An 18,617-nucleotide genomic window follows, 5' to 3' on the forward strand; every position below is an offset into this window, starting at 1 on the left:
TGATAGAATCATTGATAGTTTAATTTTTTATTCAATCCTTAGGTAGCAAAAGCTGTCTAAGGATTTGTCTCATTTCGAATTACGAGCTAACCCATAAAAGGAAATAATATGCCTATTTATAATGCGCCAATTCAAGACATGAAATTCATCTTAAATGATGTATTCAATGCAGCCGATTTTTGGCAAAAAAATGAACAGTTAGCCCATGTTGACAGCGACACGGTCAATATGATTTTAGAAGAAATGTCAAAATTTGCTAAAAACACGTTACTGCCCATCAACCGCTCGGGCGATGAAGAAGGGGCACAATATCTAGGTGAAGGCAAAGTAAAAACCCCAGCTGGTTTTAAAGCAGCATTTGACGAATACGCACAAGGCGGCTGGATTGGTTTGGGCGGCGATCCAAATCATGGCGGTCAAGGCATGCCAAAAATGGTGACTATGCTCGCTGAAGAGATGGTATTTACCGCCAACCAATCATTCGCGCTCTATCCAAACCTATCGGGTGGCGCGTGTATGTGTATCTATAACGCAGGCTCTGAAGAACAAAAACAAACCTACTTAGAAAAAATCTACTCAGGTGAGTGGACAGGTACGATGTGTTTGACCGAACCGCACGCAGGTACGGATTTGGGTATCATCAAAACCAAAGCCGTGCCAAACCAAGACGGTAGTTACAGTATCACAGGTACCAAAATTTTTATCACCGCAGGTGAGCATGACTTAGCGGACAACATCATCCATTTGGTATTGGCAAAAACCCCAGATGCCCCAGCAGGCTCAAGAGGGATTTCATTGTTTATCGTACCCAAATTCCATGTGAATGCCGATGGCTCATTGGGCGAGCGTAACGCGGTAAGCTGCGGCTCTATCGAGCACAAAATGGGTATCAAAGCGTCAGCCACTTGCGTCATGAACTTTGATGGTGCCAAAGGCTTTATGGTAGGCGCGGAAAATACCGGTCTTGCGTCCATGTTTATCATGATGAACTATGAGCGTTTGACCATGGGGTTACAAGGTATCGGTGGCGCTGAGTTAGCGTATCAAAACGCCACAGCTTATACCCTTGACCGCATCCAAGGCCGCGCCGATAGCGGTATCCAAGAACCAAACAAAGCCGCTGACCCAATCGTATTTCATGCCGACGTTCGCCGTATGCTGTTAAATGCTAAAACCATCAGTGAGGCCTCACGCTGCTTTGCGATGTATGTCGCCAAAGAACTTGATACCAACAAATATACCGATGATGCTGAAGCAAGAAAAGCTGCTGATGACCGTGTTGCCTTATTAACGCCAGTTGCTAAAGCATTCTTAACCGACCGTGGTCTTGAAGCGTCAATTGATGCACAGCAATGCTTTGGTGGTCATGGCTATATCCGTGAATGGGGTATGGAACAAATCGTACGTGACACCCGTATCTCGCAAATTTATGAAGGGACCAATGGTATCCAATCACTTGACTTATTAGGTCGTAAAGTGGTGAAAAACGGCGGTGCGTTTGTGACAACGTATGTGCAAGAAATGCGTGACTTTGCCAATAACATGAACGCCAACCATGCCATCAAACAAGCGATTTTAACATCAGCGGATAAACTTGAAGACTTAACCAAAGCGGTGGTAGCGGCGGCAGCGGTCAACAAAGACGAAATCAATGGCTGTGCGGTTGATTATTTACAAGCCTTTGGTTATGTCAGCTTTGCTTATATGTTTGGCTTGATGGTTGAAGCGGCAAATGGCAAAGAAGGCGATTTCTATGCCAATAAAGCAAAATTAGCAGACTACTATGTCGGTCGTATGTTGCCACGCTTAGATGCGCATATTGCGATGGTAAAAGCAACAAGCCAACCCATCACAGCGTTTGACCGCGATTATTTTGCGGCAACCATTGCTTAATCCCTACTTAAACATAAAAAAATCGGCACTAGTAGCCGATTTTTTTATGGGTTAACATGTTAGCGAAGCGTATCGTCATCATCATCTGCTAACGATTCATCTTCATCAAAATCGAAGTCTTCATATTCATAATCCGCTGAGTCGTTTTCTTCAACGACAGCAACGCACTCTTCATATAATTCAAAAATATATTCTTTGATATCACTTTCTTGCTGGTGTTTATTTGGCGTGAGTTTGGCTTCTTCTTCATAGATAAATTTTGCCAAATTTAGCGCGACATAGTTATTACTTAGTTCAATCATGATGTTATCCTTATTATGTGCGGTATTATTATGTTAAAACGGTAGCGATAGCGCATCGTTAGTATGACATATTCAAAACCAGAAAGCTTAAAGCAGTTGTAAGCTCGTGTAAAATTTGAGCGTTTAACAGTTTGTCGCCATAAAATATAAAACCCACCGAAGTGGGTCTATATGACTGCTTACTGCTTATCGTTTAAGCTTTGGGTAAAGTCACGCCCATTTGACCTTGGTACTTACCACCACGGTCTTTGTAGGAAGTTTCGCACACATCATCGGCATCACTTTGGAAAAATAGCATTTGCGCCACGCCCTCACCGGCATAGATACGCGCGGGCAAGTTAGTGGTATTACTAAATTCAAGAGTGACGTGCCCTTCCCATTCTGGCTCAAGCGGCGTGACATTGACAATAATACCGCAGCGCGCATAGGTAGATTTTCCCAAACAAATGGTCAATACATCGCGGGGAATACGAAAATACTCGACAGTACGAGCCAAGGCAAATGAGTTGGGCGGGATGATACACTCATCGCCCACGATATCAATAAAGCTACGCTCATCAAAGTTTTTTGGGTCAACGATGGCAGAATGGACATTGGTAAATACTTTAAATTCGCGCGCGCAGCGGACATCATAACCATAACTTGAGGTGCCGTAGCTGACCAATTTTTGTCCCTGCTCGCCCACACGTACTTGACCTGCTTCAAATGGCTCAATCATGCCATGCTCTTGTGCCATTTGGCGTATCCAGCGGTCGGATTTGATCGACATTTTGTTTCCTCAAATTTTAAATTTAGGCAGAATTATACTGTAATTTGCTACACATAGGCGAAAAAAAACGGCTTTCGAGTGAGAGCCGTTTTTTTTGGTGAGAAAATTAACTCATACGCAATTTATCAAAGGTCAATTTATCTTGGGCATCGACATCCACTTTGATGGTATCACCCGCCACAAACTCGCCCGATAACAATTTGACTGATAGCGGATTTTCGATTTCCTGCTGGATGGCGCGTTTTAGCGGTCTTGCACCATACACAGGGTCATAACCCACAGCGACCAATTGACTCATGGCTTCATCTGACAATACAATATTCATGTCACGCTCTTGAAGACGTTTGCGTAAACGTGAGAGTTGAATATCTGCAATACCTGCCATTTGTTCTTGCCCTAATGGATGGAACACCACGATTTCATCAATACGGTTGACAAACTCTGGGCGGAAATGCTGATTGACTGAATTCATCACTGCCGCTTTGATTTCTTCGTAGCTATCGCCTGCCATCTCTTGGATTTTATGCGAACCAAGGTTTGAAGTCATGATAATGACAGTGTTTTTAAAGTCCACAACGCGACCTTGGCTGTCGGTCAAGCGACCATCGTCAAGCACTTGCAGTAGGATATTAAACACATCGGGATGCGCTTTTTCTACTTCATCAAACAATACCACACTGTAAGGTCGGCGGCGTACCGCTTCGGTCAATACCCCACCTTCTTCATAACCCACGTAGCCTGGGGGTGCGCCGACAAGACGGCTGACACTGTGTTTTTCCATAAATTCAGACATATCAATACGAATCATGGCATTTTCATCATCAAACAAGAAACTTGCCAACGCTTTGGTCAATTCAGTTTTACCCACCCCTGTCGGACCTAGGAACAAGAACGAACCGCTAGGACGATTGGGGTCAGACAGCCCTGCACGACTACGGCGCACCGCATTGGCGACTGCTTGTACTGCTTCATCTTGACCGACTACGCGCTCATGCAGTTTTTCTTCCATATGCAGCATTTTTTCACGTTCGCCTTGCATCATTTTTGCAACAGGGATGCCTGTTGCAGCGGCAACGACTTCAGCGATTTCGTTCTCGGTGACTTTGTTACGTAGCAGTTTGACGCTTGGCGCTTGCCCTGCTTGCTCTTTTTGCTCAGCCAAGTCAGAGTCTTTAATACGTTTTTCCAGTTGTGGAATGGTTTCGTATTGCAGTTTTGACATGGTCTCGTAGTCACCTTCACGCTGGGCTTTTTCATAGGCGATACGCGCCTTATCAAGCTCGTCTTTGAGCTGTTGGCTACCTTTAACAAGAGCTTTTTCTGCTTGCCAAATTTCGTTTAAATCTGCGTATTCTTTTTCAAGCTCGCTGATTTGGGTGTCCAGCAGTTTTAGCTGGGATTTTGCGCCTTCGTCATCTTCATGTTTTAAGGTTTCACGTTGCATTTTAAGCTGAATCAAACGGCTTTCTAATTTGCCCAAGGCTTCTGGTTTACTATCAAGTTCCATTTTTAGACGGCTAGCTGCTTCATCCAACAAATCAATGGCTTTGTCGGGCAATTTGCGGTCGGTGATGTAGCGATGGCTCATCTGCGCGGCGGCAATAATCGCACTGTCTTGGATATCGACCCCATGATGCAGTTCATAACGCTCTTTTAGACCGCGCAGAATGGCAATGGTATCTTCCACGGTAGGCTCATCAACCAATACTTTTTGAAAACGACGCTCAAGGGCGGCATCTTTTTCGATATATTGGCGGTATTCATCAAGGGTAGTCGCGCCCACGCAGTGCAGCTCACCACGCGCTAACGCAGGTTTGAGCATATTACCCGCATCCATCGCGCCATCGGCTTTACCGGCACCGACCAAGGTATGAATTTCATCAATGAATAAAATGACTTGTCCTTCGCTTTTTGCTAGGTCGTTAAGTACCGCTTTTAGGCGTTCTTCAAACTCACCACGGAATTTTGCGCCCGCAATCAGTGCGCCCAGGTCAAGCGATAATACGCGTTTATTGCGCAAGCCTTCTGGCACGTCACCATTGACGATTTTTTGCGCCAATCCTTCGACAATGGCAGTTTTACCTACCCCCGGCTCACCAATGAGCACCGGGTTGTTTTTGGTACGGCGTGACAACACTTGAATGGTGCGGCGGATTTCGTCATCGCGCCCAATCACGGGGTCAAGTTTGCCCGATTCGGCGCGTGCGGTTAAATCGATGGTATATTTATTTAAGGCATCACGTTGGTCTTCGCTATTTTGTGTATCCACTTTATCACCCCCACGAATAAAATTAATGACTTGTCTTAGTTTTGGCTCATTGACCCCTGCTTTTGTGAGCAGTTTTGCGGTGTCGCCCGTCTCTGCTAGGGCAACCAGCACCCAATCGGTAGATAAGAACTGATCGCCCGCTTTTTGCGCGTGGCGCTCTGCTAGATTTAAAATCTTAGCCGTATTTGGGCTGAGATTGACGTCACCTGTAGGTGTACCAATCACCGCCTGGTTGTTGAGCGATTGTTGCACGTCTGTTTTTAACTGATTTAAGTTTGCGCCTGCCTGTTCATACACATTGGCATTGCTCGGTTCATTGAGTAGCACTGACAATAAATGAATCGGCTCAATCGCGGTATGATCACGAGTGACAGCGAGCGTTTGTGCCTGCTGAACCGCGTTTTGTAAGGCATTAGTAAATTTATCAAATTGCATTATTATTTTTCCTTTTAGCTTTTAACTAATTAGCTTTGAATTAAAATTGATATGGTGTTTTGATAAATCGTTTCAATATCCACCTTTAAATTTTTTTAATTGTCAATGTTTTTTTTGATGATTGATGATGGCTGTATTTTCAATTATAACTTGGGTCAATAGCTTGCAAAATTTATCATGTTAGCTAGGCTGTGTCCCCAATTCAAAAACGAGATAAAAAGTGCCAAAATATGCCTAAATCTATAGCATTTAGAATAGGAAAAAATGGCACGAATCGTATTAACAGATGAATTATGGGAACAACTACAGCATACCATGAAACAGCACGGGTGTTACATCACCAAGAATACCCGTACTGTAATGGAAGCAATATTATGGAAGCTAAGAACAGGTGCACCATGGCGAGACATCCCTGAAGAATTAATCTCATGGAAAACCGCCTACAACCGTTTTAATCGATGGTCAGAGAATGGATTGTGGCAGAATTTTTTTTTAGCTTACGAAAAGAAGCTGATACAGAATGGGTATTCATTGACGGAAGTTACATGTCGAAAAGTGATTTTGACGCCGTAATTTTACCTCGTCATGGATAGCTTTGATTAATAGGGATAGTTTTGATTTATTTAGAATGATTAAATGAGCATTAGTCACTTTCATACCATTACCTATCATTCAGTCAATAGCCCCTCACAACTTTTGGTCGATAATGTAGCCAAAGTTGTGCAAGGGGTTTCTGATTTGTTGCTATTATTAGATATTGATGGGACGCTTAGTGAATTTCACCCCGATCCCCAGCAAAGTTTTATCAGCAATGAGAATCTAGCAATTTTAGCGGAGTTACAAAACTATCTACCCGTTTGGCTGGTAACAGGGCGGTCAGTTGCTGATGCTAGACGTTTGACAGCGCCGTTGAAACTACCGGTGATTGGTAGTCACGGTTTGCAATGCGATACTCTAATCGATAGCTATTCTTTGGTGGACATCGATTTAGCGCAGCTAGAACAAATTAACCAAAGCGTCATTAACGCCACTGGTGATCGTCCACACTGGCGAATTGAGCAAAAACCTTTTGGTGTGGCACTGCATTTTCGTGAGCATCCCGAACTTGCCGATAGCGCTTTAACCATCATGCAAGCTATTGGGCATGATTTTAAGGAGTGGCAACTTAAAGCGGGCAAATGTGTGTATGAGCTATTGCCGCAAGGTGTCGATAAAGGCAGTGCCATTAACCATGTGTTAAAAAACTATCACCCTCATTGCCGTCCGATATTTATCGGTGATGATGTGACCGATGAAGCAGGATTTATTGCCGTACAAAGTTATGGTGATACACCAAATAAGAAAGGTAGTGATATCAAAGGAATTGGTGTCAAAGTCGGTTATGAACCTACCCATGCCCATTATTATGTGAGCGACATCTCAGCGGTTACCGCGTTACTTCAAGGATTATTGACCCTATGTCAAAGTTGATTGTGTTATCGAATCGGGTTAATTTACCTAATAAACAGTCACCTAAAGCCGTGGCAGGAGGGTTGGCAGTAGCGCTTCAAGAAGCCCTTGCCAAAGATGGCGGTATTTGGGTCGGTTGGAACGGTCAAGTAGTGACAAATATCAGCGATATGCCCGATACCGTCAATCAATTTGCGACTGAGCAGCATGATAAAGTCACCTATGTCACGACGGCTTTTTCACCCATACAATATGAAAAATATTACTGCGGTTACGCCAATAATCGACTTTGGGCGGGGATGCATGACCGCACGGATTTGATTGTATCAAGTAGTGAAGATTTTAGCGTTTATCAAGCTGTCAATCGTATGTTTGCCAAACAGCTGCAGCAAATCGCACAGCCTGACGATATGATTTGGATACAAGATTATCATTTTTTTGCGATAGCAAGGCATTGCCGCGACTTAGGCATGAAACAGCGCATTGGCTTTTTTTTGCATATTCCATTTCCCCAGTTATGGGTGTGGGATTTTTTGACCTATGGTCAAACGTTAATCAATCAATTACTCGATTATGATGTGGTTGGATTACAAACCCAACAAGACGCTCAAAATTGTGTCGCGGTGATTGAGCAGCTACTCCCCCACGCCATCCAGATTACTCAAACAAATGGGTGTACACTCATTACCCATGGCAATCATACCACCTTAATACAAGCCTATCCGATTGGTATCAATCCTGTCTATATTCATAAACTTGCCAGACAACCGCTCTCAGACCAAACTGTGTTAAAAAATCTCACTTCAACCATCACCACGATTTTAGCAGTGGAACGACTGGATTACACCAAAGGCATTCCCGAACGCTTACAAGCTTTTGCCGCCTTTTTGCGGCGTTATCCGCAATATCTTGAACGAATTCAGCTGTATCAAATTGCTTGCCCGTCCCGTCTTGATATTCAGACCTATCAACAGTTACGACAACAAGTACACACCCTAGTTGAGCAAATTAATAGCCAATTTGCTACTGCCAGTTGGCAACCGATTATCTATCAAGAAGACCCTGTCAGTCATGACAATTTAATGCCGTTATTTAGGCAATGCCAAATTTGTTGGGTTAACTCGCTAAAAGACGGCATGAATTTGGTGGCAAAAGAATATATTGCTGCACAGGATGAACAAAATGCAGGGATTTTGATTTTGTCTAAAAATGCGGGGGCAGCGCACCAACTTCAGCAAGCTATCTTGGTAGACCCTACGAACAACGACAGCATGATAGAGGGCTTATACCAAGCATTGACCATGACCAAACAACAACGGGAACAACGTCATCAATCGCTACTACAGGGCATTTATGAGACCGATATTGACACGTGGCGAGCGCATTTTTTGGCAGATTTAACCCACATGGATAAAATTCTATAACCCAATAAAACAGATAATAAAATAGACAACAAAACAGCCAATGAGAAATTCACAATGACACCAGTGTTGGATCATGCTTTACCTACCGACTATCACCAATCAGACTTGGGTAAATTAATTACCGCTATTTTGCAAGACTTTCGCAGAGCGGTTGATACCTCACCTAAACTAAGCGATGCCGCTTATGTGACACAATTAAAGCAAACTTTGTCACAGTTGGTGCTTTTGTCCGCTCAAATTGCTTTGCCTGCTGACGGTCATACTTTACAGCGCTGGCAAGTATTGGCACAGGTTGCCGCTTGTGATTTGAACTTGGTCAAATTTTTTGAGTCGCATCTTGATGCATTGGCGATTTTGGCAGAATTGGGCGTGGACGATATTGCTGAAGGCCTATGGGCCGTATGGGCAGCAGAAGGCGGTAATGAGCCACTGCGTTTTGATGGCAAAACATGTACGGGACAAAAACTGTGGTGTTCGGGTGCGACCTTTGTCGATCATGGTTTGGTTAGTTTCCGAGATGCCCAAAATAACGCCCAATTGCTGATGTTAACCATGAAGCAACCGCAAATCACCATTGATGACAGCGGTTGGTATGCGGTAGGTATGCCCTACACGGCGACAGCCACGCTCCATCTAAAAGGCGCTAACGCCACCCAAATCATATCAAATGCGATTGCCAAAGGTAGCAGTCCTTATCTCGACCGCCCAGGATTTTGGCAGGGTGCAGCAGGAGTAGCGGCTTGTTGGTATGGCGCAGCAGCCCAGTTGGCACAGTTTTTATTGGACAGTTATCAGCAAAAACCCCAAGCCTTTAAAGCACTTTATCTTGGCGAAGTGTCGCAAGCACTCAGTGTCACCCAAGCGTACTTTTATCAAGTTGCGCAATTAATCGATAGTGAGCCTAGCCAAAGTCATGCACTCGCCATCCGTATCTTAAGAGCGCAAGTGGAGACTACCGCCATGCTAGTGCTTGAAAAAGTGGGTAAAGCCTTGGGCGCAACGCCTTATTGCAAAAACGCCCATTTCGCACGGCTTTCGGCAGATTTATCGGTATTTATCCGTCAAACCCATGGCGCATTTGACAGTGAAGCGATTGGCAAATTGACTGCAGAACAGCTAGGCGATTCACAAGGGGGATTATGGCAACTGTAGATTCTAAGCACGCCCCACTGCATCCAATTGTGGGTGACCGTTTAATTGCAGGCGACGGCACCTCTGCACAAGACTGGCAAGCGTGGCAAGGGTTAGACAGTCTCACCAGACTCGATATATCGACCCATTTTCCCGCCCATCGGCGCGTGTGTATTTTTGCGCCGCACCCAGATGATGAGATTTTGGGCTGTGGTGGGCTGCTGCAAGCGTTGGTGGCTCAAGGCAATCAAATATTGATTGTTAGCGTCACCCAAGGCGAAAAAAGCCACCCCAACTCAGCGCTGTATCCGACCGATAAACTGGCAAAAATCCGAGCAATTGAAAGCCAGCTTGCACTTGAAACGCTCGATAGCAGTTTGGATTTGCCCAATGTGTCGATGACGAGCTTGAATTTTCCTGATGGTGAAGTTTTTGGGCGACAAGCGGATTTTTTTGACACATTAACATCGCTGATTCAGCCCGCTGATATTTTAATCACCCCATTTGCATACGATGGTCATCCCGACCATGAAGGTACTGGGCAAGTGGTACAGCGTTTTGCCAATGCATTTAAAAGTCAGTTAAATTTAGCCTGCTATCAAGTGCTGATTTGGGCATGGCATTGGGCAAAACCTGGCGATAGCCGTATTCCTTGGCACAAGGCATGGCGATTTGATTTAAGCGAATTGCAGGCGCAGCGAAAAAGTTATGCCATGCGCTGTTTTAGCAGTCAAATCTATGCTGACCCAACAATAGGAACAGCGCCTATTTTGTCAGATACCACGTTAACCAGGCTTAGCCAACCATTTGAGGTATATCTTCATGACTGATGTGTCAGCGTATTTTGCCCAAATTTATGCCGATAGTAGCGACCCTTGGCAATATGAAAAACGCTGGTATGAAGTGCGAAAACGCGCGATTTGCTTGTCATTGTTGCCCTACCCGCATTTTGCCAAGGCGATTGAACTGGGCTGTAGCAATGGCGTATTTAGTGAGCAGTTAGCCCAGCGCTGCGATTATTTGAGGTGTTTGGATGGGCAGGTTGAGGCAGTCAAACTTGCCAGTGAGCGTCTGCAAAAAAAGGCACATGTGCAAGTTATGCAAGGTTTGATACCGCAGGATTTGCCGAGTGAGCGATTTGATTTGATTGTGGTCAGTGAGATTTTATACTACTTGGCGCCTGACGCCCTGACCGAAGTCATCGCTTGGCTCAACACCGCATTAACCGACAATGGTGTGATTTTAGCCTGTCATTGGCGCTATCCGATTGACGGGTTTCAACTGACAGGCGAAACAGTCCACGACAGTTTGCAACAACAGCTGCACTACCGTCAGCAAAGCCATGTGATTGACCAAGATTTTTTGTTGACCATTTGGCAAGCCAATCACCAAAGCCTTGCTAAGCAAGAAAATCTAGTGGAATAACTGAGAAAAGCATCATGGCAAATAATCCAGCCCCACAGCGGCGACCCAAAAAAATTGGCATAGTCATCCCTGCTCATAATGAAGCCGATAGCATCAGCGCGTGTTTGGATGCGATTAAACAGGCGATTGCTCAGCTATCAAGCGACATAGCGGTACAAACGGTGGTCGTGCTAGATAGCTGTGATGATGATACCTTATCAAAAGTACAAAACGCCCACGTAGACTGGCTGTGCTGTGAGTTTCGCTGCGTGGGTAAAGTCAGGGATTTGGGCGTGCGCTACTTGATTGAGCAAGGGGCGGATTGGATTGCTTGCACCGATGCCGATAGTAAGGTGGAATCTGATTGGTTAATGGCACAAATCAAACATCTAAAAGCTGAGCCCACAACTACGCCCACCACTAGGCCCACAGCCATGATATGTGGCGTAGTGAGCATCGATTGTTGGGATGCGTTGTCAGAGAGTACCAAACAGCAATATCTCGCCCATTATCAAGATTGTATGAATCATCGCCATATTCATGGGGCAAATTTGAGCTTTGCCAGTCAAGATTATCTGGCGGTGGGTGGTTTTGATGAATTAACTTGCCATGAAGATGTGGGTTTAGTCAAAAAATTTGAGCAAGCCAACTTACCCATTATTTGGAGTAATTTGGTACGTGTGGTGACTAGCAGTCGCCTTGATGCTCGTGCGGATGAAGGGTTTGCCCATTTTTTAAGGGGCTTAGAAAACCAACCTTCGGCTTAAATGAAAACCAACCCTCGGCTTAAATGAGAATCAGCCTTTGGCTTAAATAAAGGTATAAAGTTAGGTTTAACACAGTTCACTTACAAAACTATTGTGATATTCCTTGCTATCTGCCGGTATTACTATATACTGGACAACAGCTAGAAAGCAGTCAGAAGTTTCAATCGCATTACATTAAGTCTATTCTAAGTTCGTTTCCATTACGCTTGTGTCCTAGATTTTAAGTGAATCGTGTATCAAAACTGCCGCAATTCTTTCATACTGAATAGAATCGTGTTGTGGCTTAGTTCCAGCTTTAGGGTCAGATGACCACTTTTAAAATCTATCTAATCAAGGACAATCCTATGTCAAATACTGTAAACGGCACCGTAAAATGGTTTAACGAATCAAAAGGCTTTGGCTTTATCGAACAAGACAATGGCGGCAAAGACGTTTTCGCACATTATAGCCAAATCGCAAGCTCAGGTTTCAAAACATTGAGCGAAGGTCAACGCGTATCTTTCGTTGTGACCCAAGGTCAAAAAGGCGACCAAGCTAGCAATATCGTTGCTATCTAAGGTTAGCTAAGCCTACTATCGTAAATGGTTTGATAACGCGTGGCGTGAATAACGCTTCATTGATTGATTAGCCATTTGCATAGATAGCAGAAAATAGATATCAAAAAAGCGCTTATTTATTATAAGCGCTTTTTTTGTGTCTTTTGCTCACCCAACTCTTTGGCTGACTCGGCCGATAATTTGTGGGCTGCTGTGTACGGTTAAAAAAGGTTATTGCGCATCCACTTTACGTTTTTTTTGAAGTTTTCGTTGTAAAGTGCGCCGGTGCATTTTTAGTACCCTCGCGGCTTCACTGATATTGCCTTGGCATTCATCTAATACTTGGTGGATGTATTCCCATTCGTGATGTTCAAGTGATAAACGTTCATCTGTTGCACTACCGATTGACTTTGTAGGGGCTACTACGATGTCCAATACTTTATAGATTTCATCCAGGCTACAAGGCTTAGGCAAATAATGATACGCGCCCATTTTGACCGCACTGACGGCGGTCGCAATGCTGGCATAGCCGGTAAGCATTAAAATTTTGGCGGTGGGGGTAATAGCGAGTAATGGCTTAATCAGATGAATGCCGTTGTCATCACCGATGTTGAGATCCAGTATAATAAACTTGGGTAACTGCTCCTTCGCCAGTTGTAGCGCGCTATCGGCATTGCTGGCAGTCAATACCTGATTGCCCTGTTTTTCCAACGACTTTTTTAAGATACGGCAAAACACCTCATCATCATCAATGATAAGCCATGTCTCTGCTAACACGGGTGGATGTTGCAACCTAGTCTCCTACAACAAACTGGCGGGCGCATGAATTACTGGTAAGGTTATCTTCACGCACGTACCTGAATCATCTAACCTTTTTTGCATGGGTGAATTTTGCTTATTGGTCAGCTCAAGATGTCCGCCAACATATTCTATAACCGTTTTGGCAATCGTCAAGCCAAGCCCTAAGCCATGATCAGATTCGATGGCAGTTTGGTGTTGGATACGCTGTATCATGCTACTGTCGATACCCTGCCCGTTGTCCTCAATAATCATCACCACGTTTTGAGCAAGCTGTACGCTAATACCAAGCCTTGTGGCTTGTGCCTGCATGGCATTATTGAGCATATTCATCACAATAGAATACAGCTGTTCTTCACTCAAGGGGACAGCGATCGGTTGTGGAGGTACATTGAGTGCTACTTCAACATGGGGGTTGATAAATTGCCATTCATTGACGACTTTGGGGAGTAGTGTTTGTAAATTTGATGACGTTACCCATACCAATGGCTCAGATTGCGCTGGCGGCAGTGCATTGGATTGGATATGGGATTTGAGCTTGTGCAGCGATTGGCGGCAGACGTCGATTTGTGATTGTAACAGTTTTATGTCATCCAATAATTCATCGTCTTCATCTAATTGCTGGGCAATGTCATCGCTCAGTAATTGCATCGACGCAATCGGTGTACTCATCTCATGGGCAATATTGGCAGCAAGACTACTGATGGCAAGCAACCGACGTTGTTGGTGAATGGCTTGCTGCGCTTGCTCAAGCGCCTGATAACTGCGGCTCATCGCTTGTTTAAAATAAACCGTTAAGGCGGTTAACATGATTGCCGCAAAAATAAAAACCCCAAACATACCCAGTAAATGGAGTTTTTGACCCACCGCATGATCATGGTGGCTAAGGGTCAGCGGCACATAACAATACCATAACAGCGTATATAGCCCAACTGACAGCACCGACAAGCCGATGATGTGCACGGTGCGCATCACCATAGACGCCACTGCAATCACTGTCAAAAATAAGGTAATCAACGGATTGGCGGCGCCACCTGAATAATAAATAAAGGCTGACCACGCCAGCAAATCCCCGATAAACCCCGCCAACATGAGCCAAGATTGTTGTGGGTTAAAGTGTCGAATAACCAATAGGCGTTTAGTCAGCTCAACGCTTACCCCATACATAACGGTAATCGTGAGCAGATGAGTGATTTGCTGTTTGGCAACGCCCCATTGGTCGGCACAAATCATCGCCGCGACCATAATAGCTAACCAGGTATAGCGAGCAATAGTCGGGGCTTTTGAAACGTTCTTGATGGCTTGATGCATTGGCAAACTTTTGACGAACCATAAAACAAGATTTTAGCATGAAGCAAGGCAATGGCTGCCAAGGCGTTGTTGATCATGCTGAGAGTTTAAAATTTTTTTAAACATGCGCTTACAAAAATTTGGTCATCACCCTGAGCGGCAATATTTTCATACCAATCCCAATCGGCAGCCAAGGCCATGCCGGGACAAAGGCTTCATCCACTTTGGCTTCAATTGCTTCAACAATTGCTTCGACACCTTCTTCTTCTGTACTTTCAAACGGCAAATATTTGGCACCGATATTGAGCTCGGTACGGATATAACCAGGGTAAATCGTGGTGACAGTAATCGGACGTTTTTCCTGCATCATATCAGCGCGAATGCCTTCGGCTAAATTTGCCAGTCCCGCCTTGGCAGCGGCATAGGTGGTAAGATGACGGGGCAAACCGCGCACCGCTGACATACTTGAGATGACCACCAACTGACCGCTGTTTTGCTGGCGAAAAATCTTCATCGCCGCCTCACACTGGGCAATCGCTGCGATAAAATTGACTTCAGCGGTATGGCGATTGGTCTCAAAGCGTCCATGACCAATGACGCGGCTATCGCCCACCCCTGCATTGACGATAATTTTATCAATGGTTTTCCCTCGGGTTTTGCAGTCACTCACAAAGCTATCAAATACCGTAAAAATCTGCTTATAATCGGTGACATCCAAAGTTTTGACATAGACTTTGACAGGGTACTTGCTTTCAATGTCTTGCTTTAACGCATTTAATCGCTCTTCTCGTCTGGCGCAAATTGCCAAATCATAGCCTAGATAAGCAAATCGGCGTGCCATCATCGCGCCAATCCCTGAGCTAGCACCGGTAATCAATACGGTTTTGCCTTGACCGATACCTTGTAGCTCAGTCAATGAGCGGCGATTGACCAGTTTTTTCATCACAAACTGACCGTATTTATCAATTTTTTGTAGCGCGTTTTCAAGTTTTTTCATCGTTTAGTTGCCTGTACCACTCAGTTATCGTAACAATAAATAAAAAATCATCAAAGAGTCGCTGATTTTATCATTACGACCCTTGTTTAGCCTACTGCAAATATCATTATAGGCGTTAAATGCCTCACATGAAAAACTATAGGTACAGTATAGGTGCATGGTTAATGATGACTGACACCCTTTAGCCCTTCATACTGATTAGCCTTCTAAACTCATTATTTTTATAACAGCCTTCTACTCGGTGATGTCAAATCTGTCGCCAAAAGCAAATGTAAAGCCTGGCAATGTACTATATTAAGATGCTCTATATTAGGACGCCCTATATCAAGACACCCAATGTGAAGACAATAAAAAACCCAAATCAGCGCAAAGTCTCATTTGGGTTGTTTTAGAAATTTTTGGGTTATGCCAAACCATTGACCCAGGTCAGTGGAGCGTTTCTCATCCAATCACTCATCAGTGCCCACGGTTGTTCAGGGACACACGCTTCATCAGGCTCGCCTTCAATCGCGATTGCCAATGCTTTGGTGCCGATTTCTTCACTCACTTCAAAGGGTAACGGTTTAGCGCCTTCGTTAATCTCAGTGCGTATATACCCTGGATATATCGTTGACACTTTAATCGGTAACTCAGATAGCAGCATATCGGCGCGAATCCCTTCAGCAAGCTGTGCAATCGCTGATTTACTTGCCGCGTACACGGACATGTGTTTTGGCAGACCACGGAACGCCGACATGCTTGAGATAACCACTAAATGACCGCTATTTTGGGCGCGAAAAATTTCCATCGCCGCTTCACACTGGGCAAGACCTGAGATAAAATTGATTTCGGCAGTTTTGCGATTAATCTCAAAATTACCCTTACCAATCCGGCGACCCTCACCGACCCCTGCATTGATGATGATACGATCAAGCCTGCCAAACTCTTGGGCAAATTCATGAAACACTTTAAAAACCTGATTATAATCAGTCACATCGAGCGCCTTGACACTGACTTTAATCGTTGGATTATCTGCTAAAAGGTTGGCTTTGAGTTGTTCTAGGCGTTCGGTACGGCGTGCACAAATTGCCAAATTATAGCCCATGCGAGCAAAATGGGTCGCCATGCCTGCCCCCAGCCCCGAGCTTGCGCCAGTAATCAAAATGGTTTTACCCTTGCCCACTTGGTTATCTATAAAACCAGATAAGTCAGTGTTCGGGGGTGTCATTGTGGTTTGAACTTGCTGCAGTAATTCCGGTAGTGTTTGCATTATTTCATCCTTAATTATTTGTTAAATTTTTTTAAACGTTAAACTGCTAAGCTAAATTTTAGCGCCAAGTCACCATCTGCTCACCTTGTTGATACAAATAGCTAAACTCATTAAAGGTCTGTAAAAAAACACCTTGGTCACTCACGCGAAATTGGTGAACACTGGCGTTGGCGATATGCCAGTTCAAATCAAAAGCTTGGACATCTGATAGTTTCATCACTTGCTGCATGATACTGGCAATCACGCCACCTGAGGTAAATACCATTGCATGTTCATGCTCGCCAGTTTGCGCCATCAAACGCTCAAAACCGTTCCAAGTGCGCTGCAAAAAGTGTTGCCAACTTTCATCATAATCGCTGTCGTACTGACCGCTTTGCCAACGGCTCATGGCTTGGGTAAAAATATCAGTAAAGCTAATTTCAGGGTGTGTTTGACTGGACAAATACGCCATAAAACTAGCTTTATCCGCAAATGGCAATCCAGCTTTATAAAGAATTTGCTCATGATTAAATTCATTAAAATTGCTATCTTCACCCAACAATAGCGGCATGGTCAAACTGGGATTTGCTATGTTTTGCACATGGTGAGTGATTTCGGTTAGTTCAATGCCTTCACGGGTGACATAATAATGGCTTAAAAAATGCTTGAGACTGTCCTTTTGCCGCGCCATACTGCCTGACATCAGCGCGTGCACTTGCCGACCGGACTGGCGAAAACTATCACCAAGCCACTGGGTCTGAGCGATACCTTTTGGGGACAGTTGGTCGTAATTGTCTGCGCCAAATGACGCTTGCCCATGACGGACAAGGCTGATGAGCTTCATGAAAACCCCTATGATTTATTGTTATTTTTTTCGATAAGTTCGATACAGCGGTCGTGCAAGGCGTTGACTATCACGCCAAAATCTTTAAACGCCGGGTTGTCGGTCTGCCCATGATAATAGCGGTAATAAATCTGCTGTGCAATCGCTGCCAAACGAAACGCCCCAAACACTTCATAAAAGCGCCAGTTATCCACTTTCAAGCCTGTTTTTTGCAGGTAATATTCGACCACTTCGCCACGGGTCATCATGCCTGGCAGATTGGTCGGCTGACGGCGCGTAGCTTTCATCACCGCATTGTCATCGGCTTGAATCCAGTAAGCTAACGCACAGCCCAAATCCATCAAGGGATCGCCTATCGTTGCCATTTCCCAGTCGAGCACACCAATGATGTTGGTTGGATTGTTTGGGTCTAAAATCACATTGTCAAAACGCCAGTCATTATGAATCACGCTAGTTTTGACATCTGTTGGGGTATTGGCTTTTAACCACTGGCGCACATCGGCGAAATCAGGCACATCAGGCGTGCGGGCTTGCTCATAGCGCTTATCCCAGCCCATGACTTGACGCTCGCAGTAGCCTTCGCCTTTGCCAAGTGCTACCAAATCAGGGTTTTGGGTGTAATCGACCTTATGTAAATCTATCAACGCATCGACCACCTGCCGGCACAGCTCGCTGACTTGCTGTTCGCTTAACGTCAACGCTTTGGGCAAATTGGCGCGGGGAATAATGCCTTCAATGCGATCCATGACATAAAAATCACAACCAATCACGCGGTCATCGGTACACAGGGCGACCATATTGGGGACTCGTGGGTATTGTGATTGCAGTGCTTTTTGCACTTTGTACTCACGCACCATATCATGGGCGGATTTGGCTTTGGTACCTTTGGGCGGCCGGCGTAAAATCAAATCACGGTTGGCATATTTTAGGCGGTATGTCCAGTTGGATGCACCCCCTGAAAATTGGGTGACTTCTGGCTGACCTTGCAAAGCGATGCCTTGGCTGATTAAATACTCGGTGACCGCATTGCTGTCAATCTCTTCGCCTTTGCGTACTGGGTTCGCAGTATCAAGCATAATTT

At 44.8% G+C, this 18,617-nt stretch carries 17 protein-coding genes and 1 pseudogene; 9 read left to right on the forward strand and 9 right to left on the reverse strand.

Going from position 1 to position 18,617, the window contains the following annotated elements:
* Positions 1 to 108 precede the first annotated feature (108 nt).
* Positions 109 to 1,893 carry an acyl-CoA dehydrogenase C-terminal domain-containing protein gene (locus ACH0AB_RS07455; protein WP_406877767.1) on the forward strand — a complete coding sequence of 595 codons (1,785 nt, stop codon included), beginning with the start codon at positions 109 to 111 and terminating at the stop codon, positions 1,891 to 1,893.
* Between the two features lie 59 nt (positions 1,894 to 1,952).
* Here the strand turns inward: ACH0AB_RS07455 and ACH0AB_RS07460 are convergent, their stop codons facing one another.
* The 3 genes from ACH0AB_RS07460 to clpB all read right to left on the reverse strand — a co-directional run bounded on the left by ACH0AB_RS07460 (position 1,953) and on the right by clpB (position 5,668).
* Positions 1,953 to 2,195, reverse strand: coding sequence for a hypothetical protein (locus ACH0AB_RS07460; protein ID WP_138019079.1), 243 nt, complete (start codon positions 2,193 to 2,195; stop codon positions 1,953 to 1,955).
* A gap of 193 nt (positions 2,196 to 2,388) precedes the next feature.
* Positions 2,389 to 2,964: a dCTP deaminase gene (gene dcd / locus ACH0AB_RS07465; protein WP_007116249.1), complete on the reverse strand. Its 576-nt coding sequence runs from the start codon at positions 2,962 to 2,964 to the stop codon at positions 2,389 to 2,391.
* Positions 2,965 to 3,070: 106 nt separating this feature from the next.
* Positions 3,071 to 5,668: an ATP-dependent chaperone ClpB gene (clpB, locus tag ACH0AB_RS07470; RefSeq protein WP_406877768.1), complete on the reverse strand. Its 2,598-nt coding sequence runs from the start codon at positions 5,666 to 5,668 to the stop codon at positions 3,071 to 3,073.
* Positions 5,669 to 5,932: 264 nt separating this feature from the next.
* On the opposite strand from clpB, the pseudogene ACH0AB_RS07475 reads away from it, so the two are divergent.
* From ACH0AB_RS07475 to ACH0AB_RS07510, 8 genes and pseudogenes are all read left to right on the forward strand, one after another.
* A pseudogene (locus ACH0AB_RS07475) lies at positions 5,933 to 6,216 on the forward strand (transposase); the annotation flags it as partial.
* Between the two features lie 88 nt (positions 6,217 to 6,304).
* Positions 6,305 to 7,138: a trehalose-phosphatase gene (otsB, locus tag ACH0AB_RS07480; protein ID WP_406877770.1), complete on the forward strand. Its 834-nt coding sequence runs from the start codon at positions 6,305 to 6,307 to the stop codon at positions 7,136 to 7,138.
* Positions 7,126 to 8,541 (forward strand): alpha,alpha-trehalose-phosphate synthase (UDP-forming), encoded by a 1,416-nt coding sequence (locus tag ACH0AB_RS07485; RefSeq protein ID WP_406877771.1) that lies wholly within the window; start codon positions 7,126 to 7,128, stop codon positions 8,539 to 8,541. The genes otsB and ACH0AB_RS07485 overlap by 13 nt, the downstream gene beginning before the upstream one ends.
* Positions 8,542 to 8,595: 54 nt before the next feature.
* Positions 8,596 to 9,693 (forward strand): acyl-CoA dehydrogenase, encoded by a 1,098-nt coding sequence (locus ACH0AB_RS07490; RefSeq protein ID WP_406877773.1) that lies wholly within the window; start codon positions 8,596 to 8,598, stop codon positions 9,691 to 9,693.
* Entirely contained in the window at positions 9,681 to 10,502 is an 822-nt protein-coding gene (locus ACH0AB_RS07495) for a PIG-L deacetylase family protein (protein WP_406877775.1), read from the forward strand. Before ACH0AB_RS07490 ends, ACH0AB_RS07495 begins: the two co-directional genes overlap by 13 nt.
* Complete coding sequence (locus tag ACH0AB_RS07500) at positions 10,495 to 11,097, forward strand: class I SAM-dependent DNA methyltransferase (RefSeq protein WP_406877776.1); 603 nt, start codon at positions 10,495 to 10,497, stop codon at positions 11,095 to 11,097. The genes ACH0AB_RS07495 and ACH0AB_RS07500 overlap by 8 nt, the downstream gene beginning before the upstream one ends.
* 14 nt (positions 11,098 to 11,111) lie before the next feature.
* Positions 11,112 to 11,843, forward strand: a complete 732-nt coding sequence (locus tag ACH0AB_RS07505; protein WP_406877778.1) for a glycosyltransferase family 2 protein — start codon at positions 11,112 to 11,114, stop codon at positions 11,841 to 11,843.
* 344 nt (positions 11,844 to 12,187) lie between these two features.
* Positions 12,188 to 12,400: a cold-shock protein gene (locus ACH0AB_RS07510; protein ID WP_007116258.1), complete on the forward strand. Its 213-nt coding sequence runs from the start codon at positions 12,188 to 12,190 to the stop codon at positions 12,398 to 12,400.
* A 210-nt stretch (positions 12,401 to 12,610) separates the two neighbouring features.
* Here ACH0AB_RS07510 and ACH0AB_RS07515 read toward each other — a convergent pair whose 3' ends face one another.
* From ACH0AB_RS07515 to ACH0AB_RS07540, 6 genes are all read right to left on the reverse strand, one after another.
* A complete protein-coding gene (locus ACH0AB_RS07515; RefSeq protein WP_406877779.1) occupies positions 12,611 to 13,171 on the reverse strand; it encodes a response regulator transcription factor in 561 nt (186 codons plus the stop codon).
* A 9-nt stretch (positions 13,172 to 13,180) separates the two neighbouring features.
* Positions 13,181 to 14,488: a sensor histidine kinase gene (locus ACH0AB_RS07520; protein WP_406877780.1), complete on the reverse strand. Its 1,308-nt coding sequence runs from the start codon at positions 14,486 to 14,488 to the stop codon at positions 13,181 to 13,183.
* A gap of 109 nt (positions 14,489 to 14,597) precedes the next feature.
* Positions 14,598 to 15,410, reverse strand: coding sequence for an SDR family oxidoreductase (locus tag ACH0AB_RS07525; RefSeq protein ID WP_227715632.1), 813 nt, complete (start codon positions 15,408 to 15,410; stop codon positions 14,598 to 14,600).
* 457 nt (positions 15,411 to 15,867) lie between these two features.
* A complete protein-coding gene (locus ACH0AB_RS07530; RefSeq protein WP_406877807.1) occupies positions 15,868 to 16,671 on the reverse strand; it encodes an SDR family oxidoreductase in 804 nt (267 codons plus the stop codon).
* Between the two features lie 100 nt (positions 16,672 to 16,771).
* Entirely contained in the window at positions 16,772 to 17,536 is a 765-nt protein-coding gene (locus ACH0AB_RS07535; protein WP_406877781.1) for a histidine phosphatase family protein, read from the reverse strand.
* Between the two features lie 8 nt (positions 17,537 to 17,544).
* Complete coding sequence (locus ACH0AB_RS07540; protein WP_406877782.1) at positions 17,545 to 18,612, reverse strand: phosphotransferase family protein; 1,068 nt, start codon at positions 18,610 to 18,612, stop codon at positions 17,545 to 17,547.
* Positions 18,613 to 18,617: the final 5 nt, after the last annotated feature.

It is taken from the genome of Moraxella sp. 179-F 1C4 NHS (genome assembly GCF_045370505.1).
In the GTDB taxonomy this organism is placed as follows: domain Bacteria; phylum Pseudomonadota; class Gammaproteobacteria; order Pseudomonadales; family Moraxellaceae; genus Faucicola; species Faucicola tetraodonis.

Bases quoted from the DNA above. Each gene is read 5' to 3' on its own strand.
- ACH0AB_RS07500 (WP_406877776.1), top strand. From the start codon at position 10,495: ATGACTGATGTGTCAGCGTATTTTGCCCAAATTTATGCCGATAGTAGC.
- ACH0AB_RS07530 (WP_406877807.1), bottom strand. From the start codon at position 16,671: ATGACACCCCCGAACACTGACTTATCTGGTTTTATAGATAACCAAGTG.
- ACH0AB_RS07495 (WP_406877775.1), top strand. From the start codon at position 9,681: ATGGCAACTGTAGATTCTAAGCACGCCCCACTGCATCCAATTGTGGGT.
- ACH0AB_RS07520 (WP_406877780.1), bottom strand. From the start codon at position 14,488: ATGCATCAAGCCATCAAGAACGTTTCAAAAGCCCCGACTATTGCTCGC.
- dcd (WP_007116249.1), bottom strand. From the start codon at position 2,964: ATGTCGATCAAATCCGACCGCTGGATACGCCAAATGGCACAAGAGCAT.
- clpB (WP_406877768.1), bottom strand. From the start codon at position 5,668: ATGCAATTTGATAAATTTACTAATGCCTTACAAAACGCGGTTCAGCAG.
- ACH0AB_RS07505 (WP_406877778.1), top strand. From the start codon at position 11,112: ATGGCAAATAATCCAGCCCCACAGCGGCGACCCAAAAAAATTGGCATA.
- ACH0AB_RS07525 (WP_227715632.1), bottom strand. From the start codon at position 15,410: ATGAAAAAACTGGTCAATCGCCGCTCATTGACTGAGCTACAAGGTATC.
- ACH0AB_RS07490 (WP_406877773.1), top strand. From the start codon at position 8,596: ATGACACCAGTGTTGGATCATGCTTTACCTACCGACTATCACCAATCA.
- ACH0AB_RS07485 (WP_406877771.1), top strand. From the start codon at position 7,126: ATGTCAAAGTTGATTGTGTTATCGAATCGGGTTAATTTACCTAATAAA.
- ACH0AB_RS07540 (WP_406877782.1), bottom strand. From the start codon at position 18,612: ATGCTTGATACTGCGAACCCAGTACGCAAAGGCGAAGAGATTGACAGC.
- otsB (WP_406877770.1), top strand. From the start codon at position 6,305: ATGAGCATTAGTCACTTTCATACCATTACCTATCATTCAGTCAATAGC.
- ACH0AB_RS07455 (WP_406877767.1), top strand. From the start codon at position 109: ATGCCTATTTATAATGCGCCAATTCAAGACATGAAATTCATCTTAAAT.
- ACH0AB_RS07510 (WP_007116258.1), top strand. From the start codon at position 12,188: ATGTCAAATACTGTAAACGGCACCGTAAAATGGTTTAACGAATCAAAA.
- ACH0AB_RS07460 (WP_138019079.1), bottom strand. From the start codon at position 2,195: ATGATTGAACTAAGTAATAACTATGTCGCGCTAAATTTGGCAAAATTT.
- ACH0AB_RS07535 (WP_406877781.1), bottom strand. From the start codon at position 17,536: ATGAAGCTCATCAGCCTTGTCCGTCATGGGCAAGCGTCATTTGGCGCA.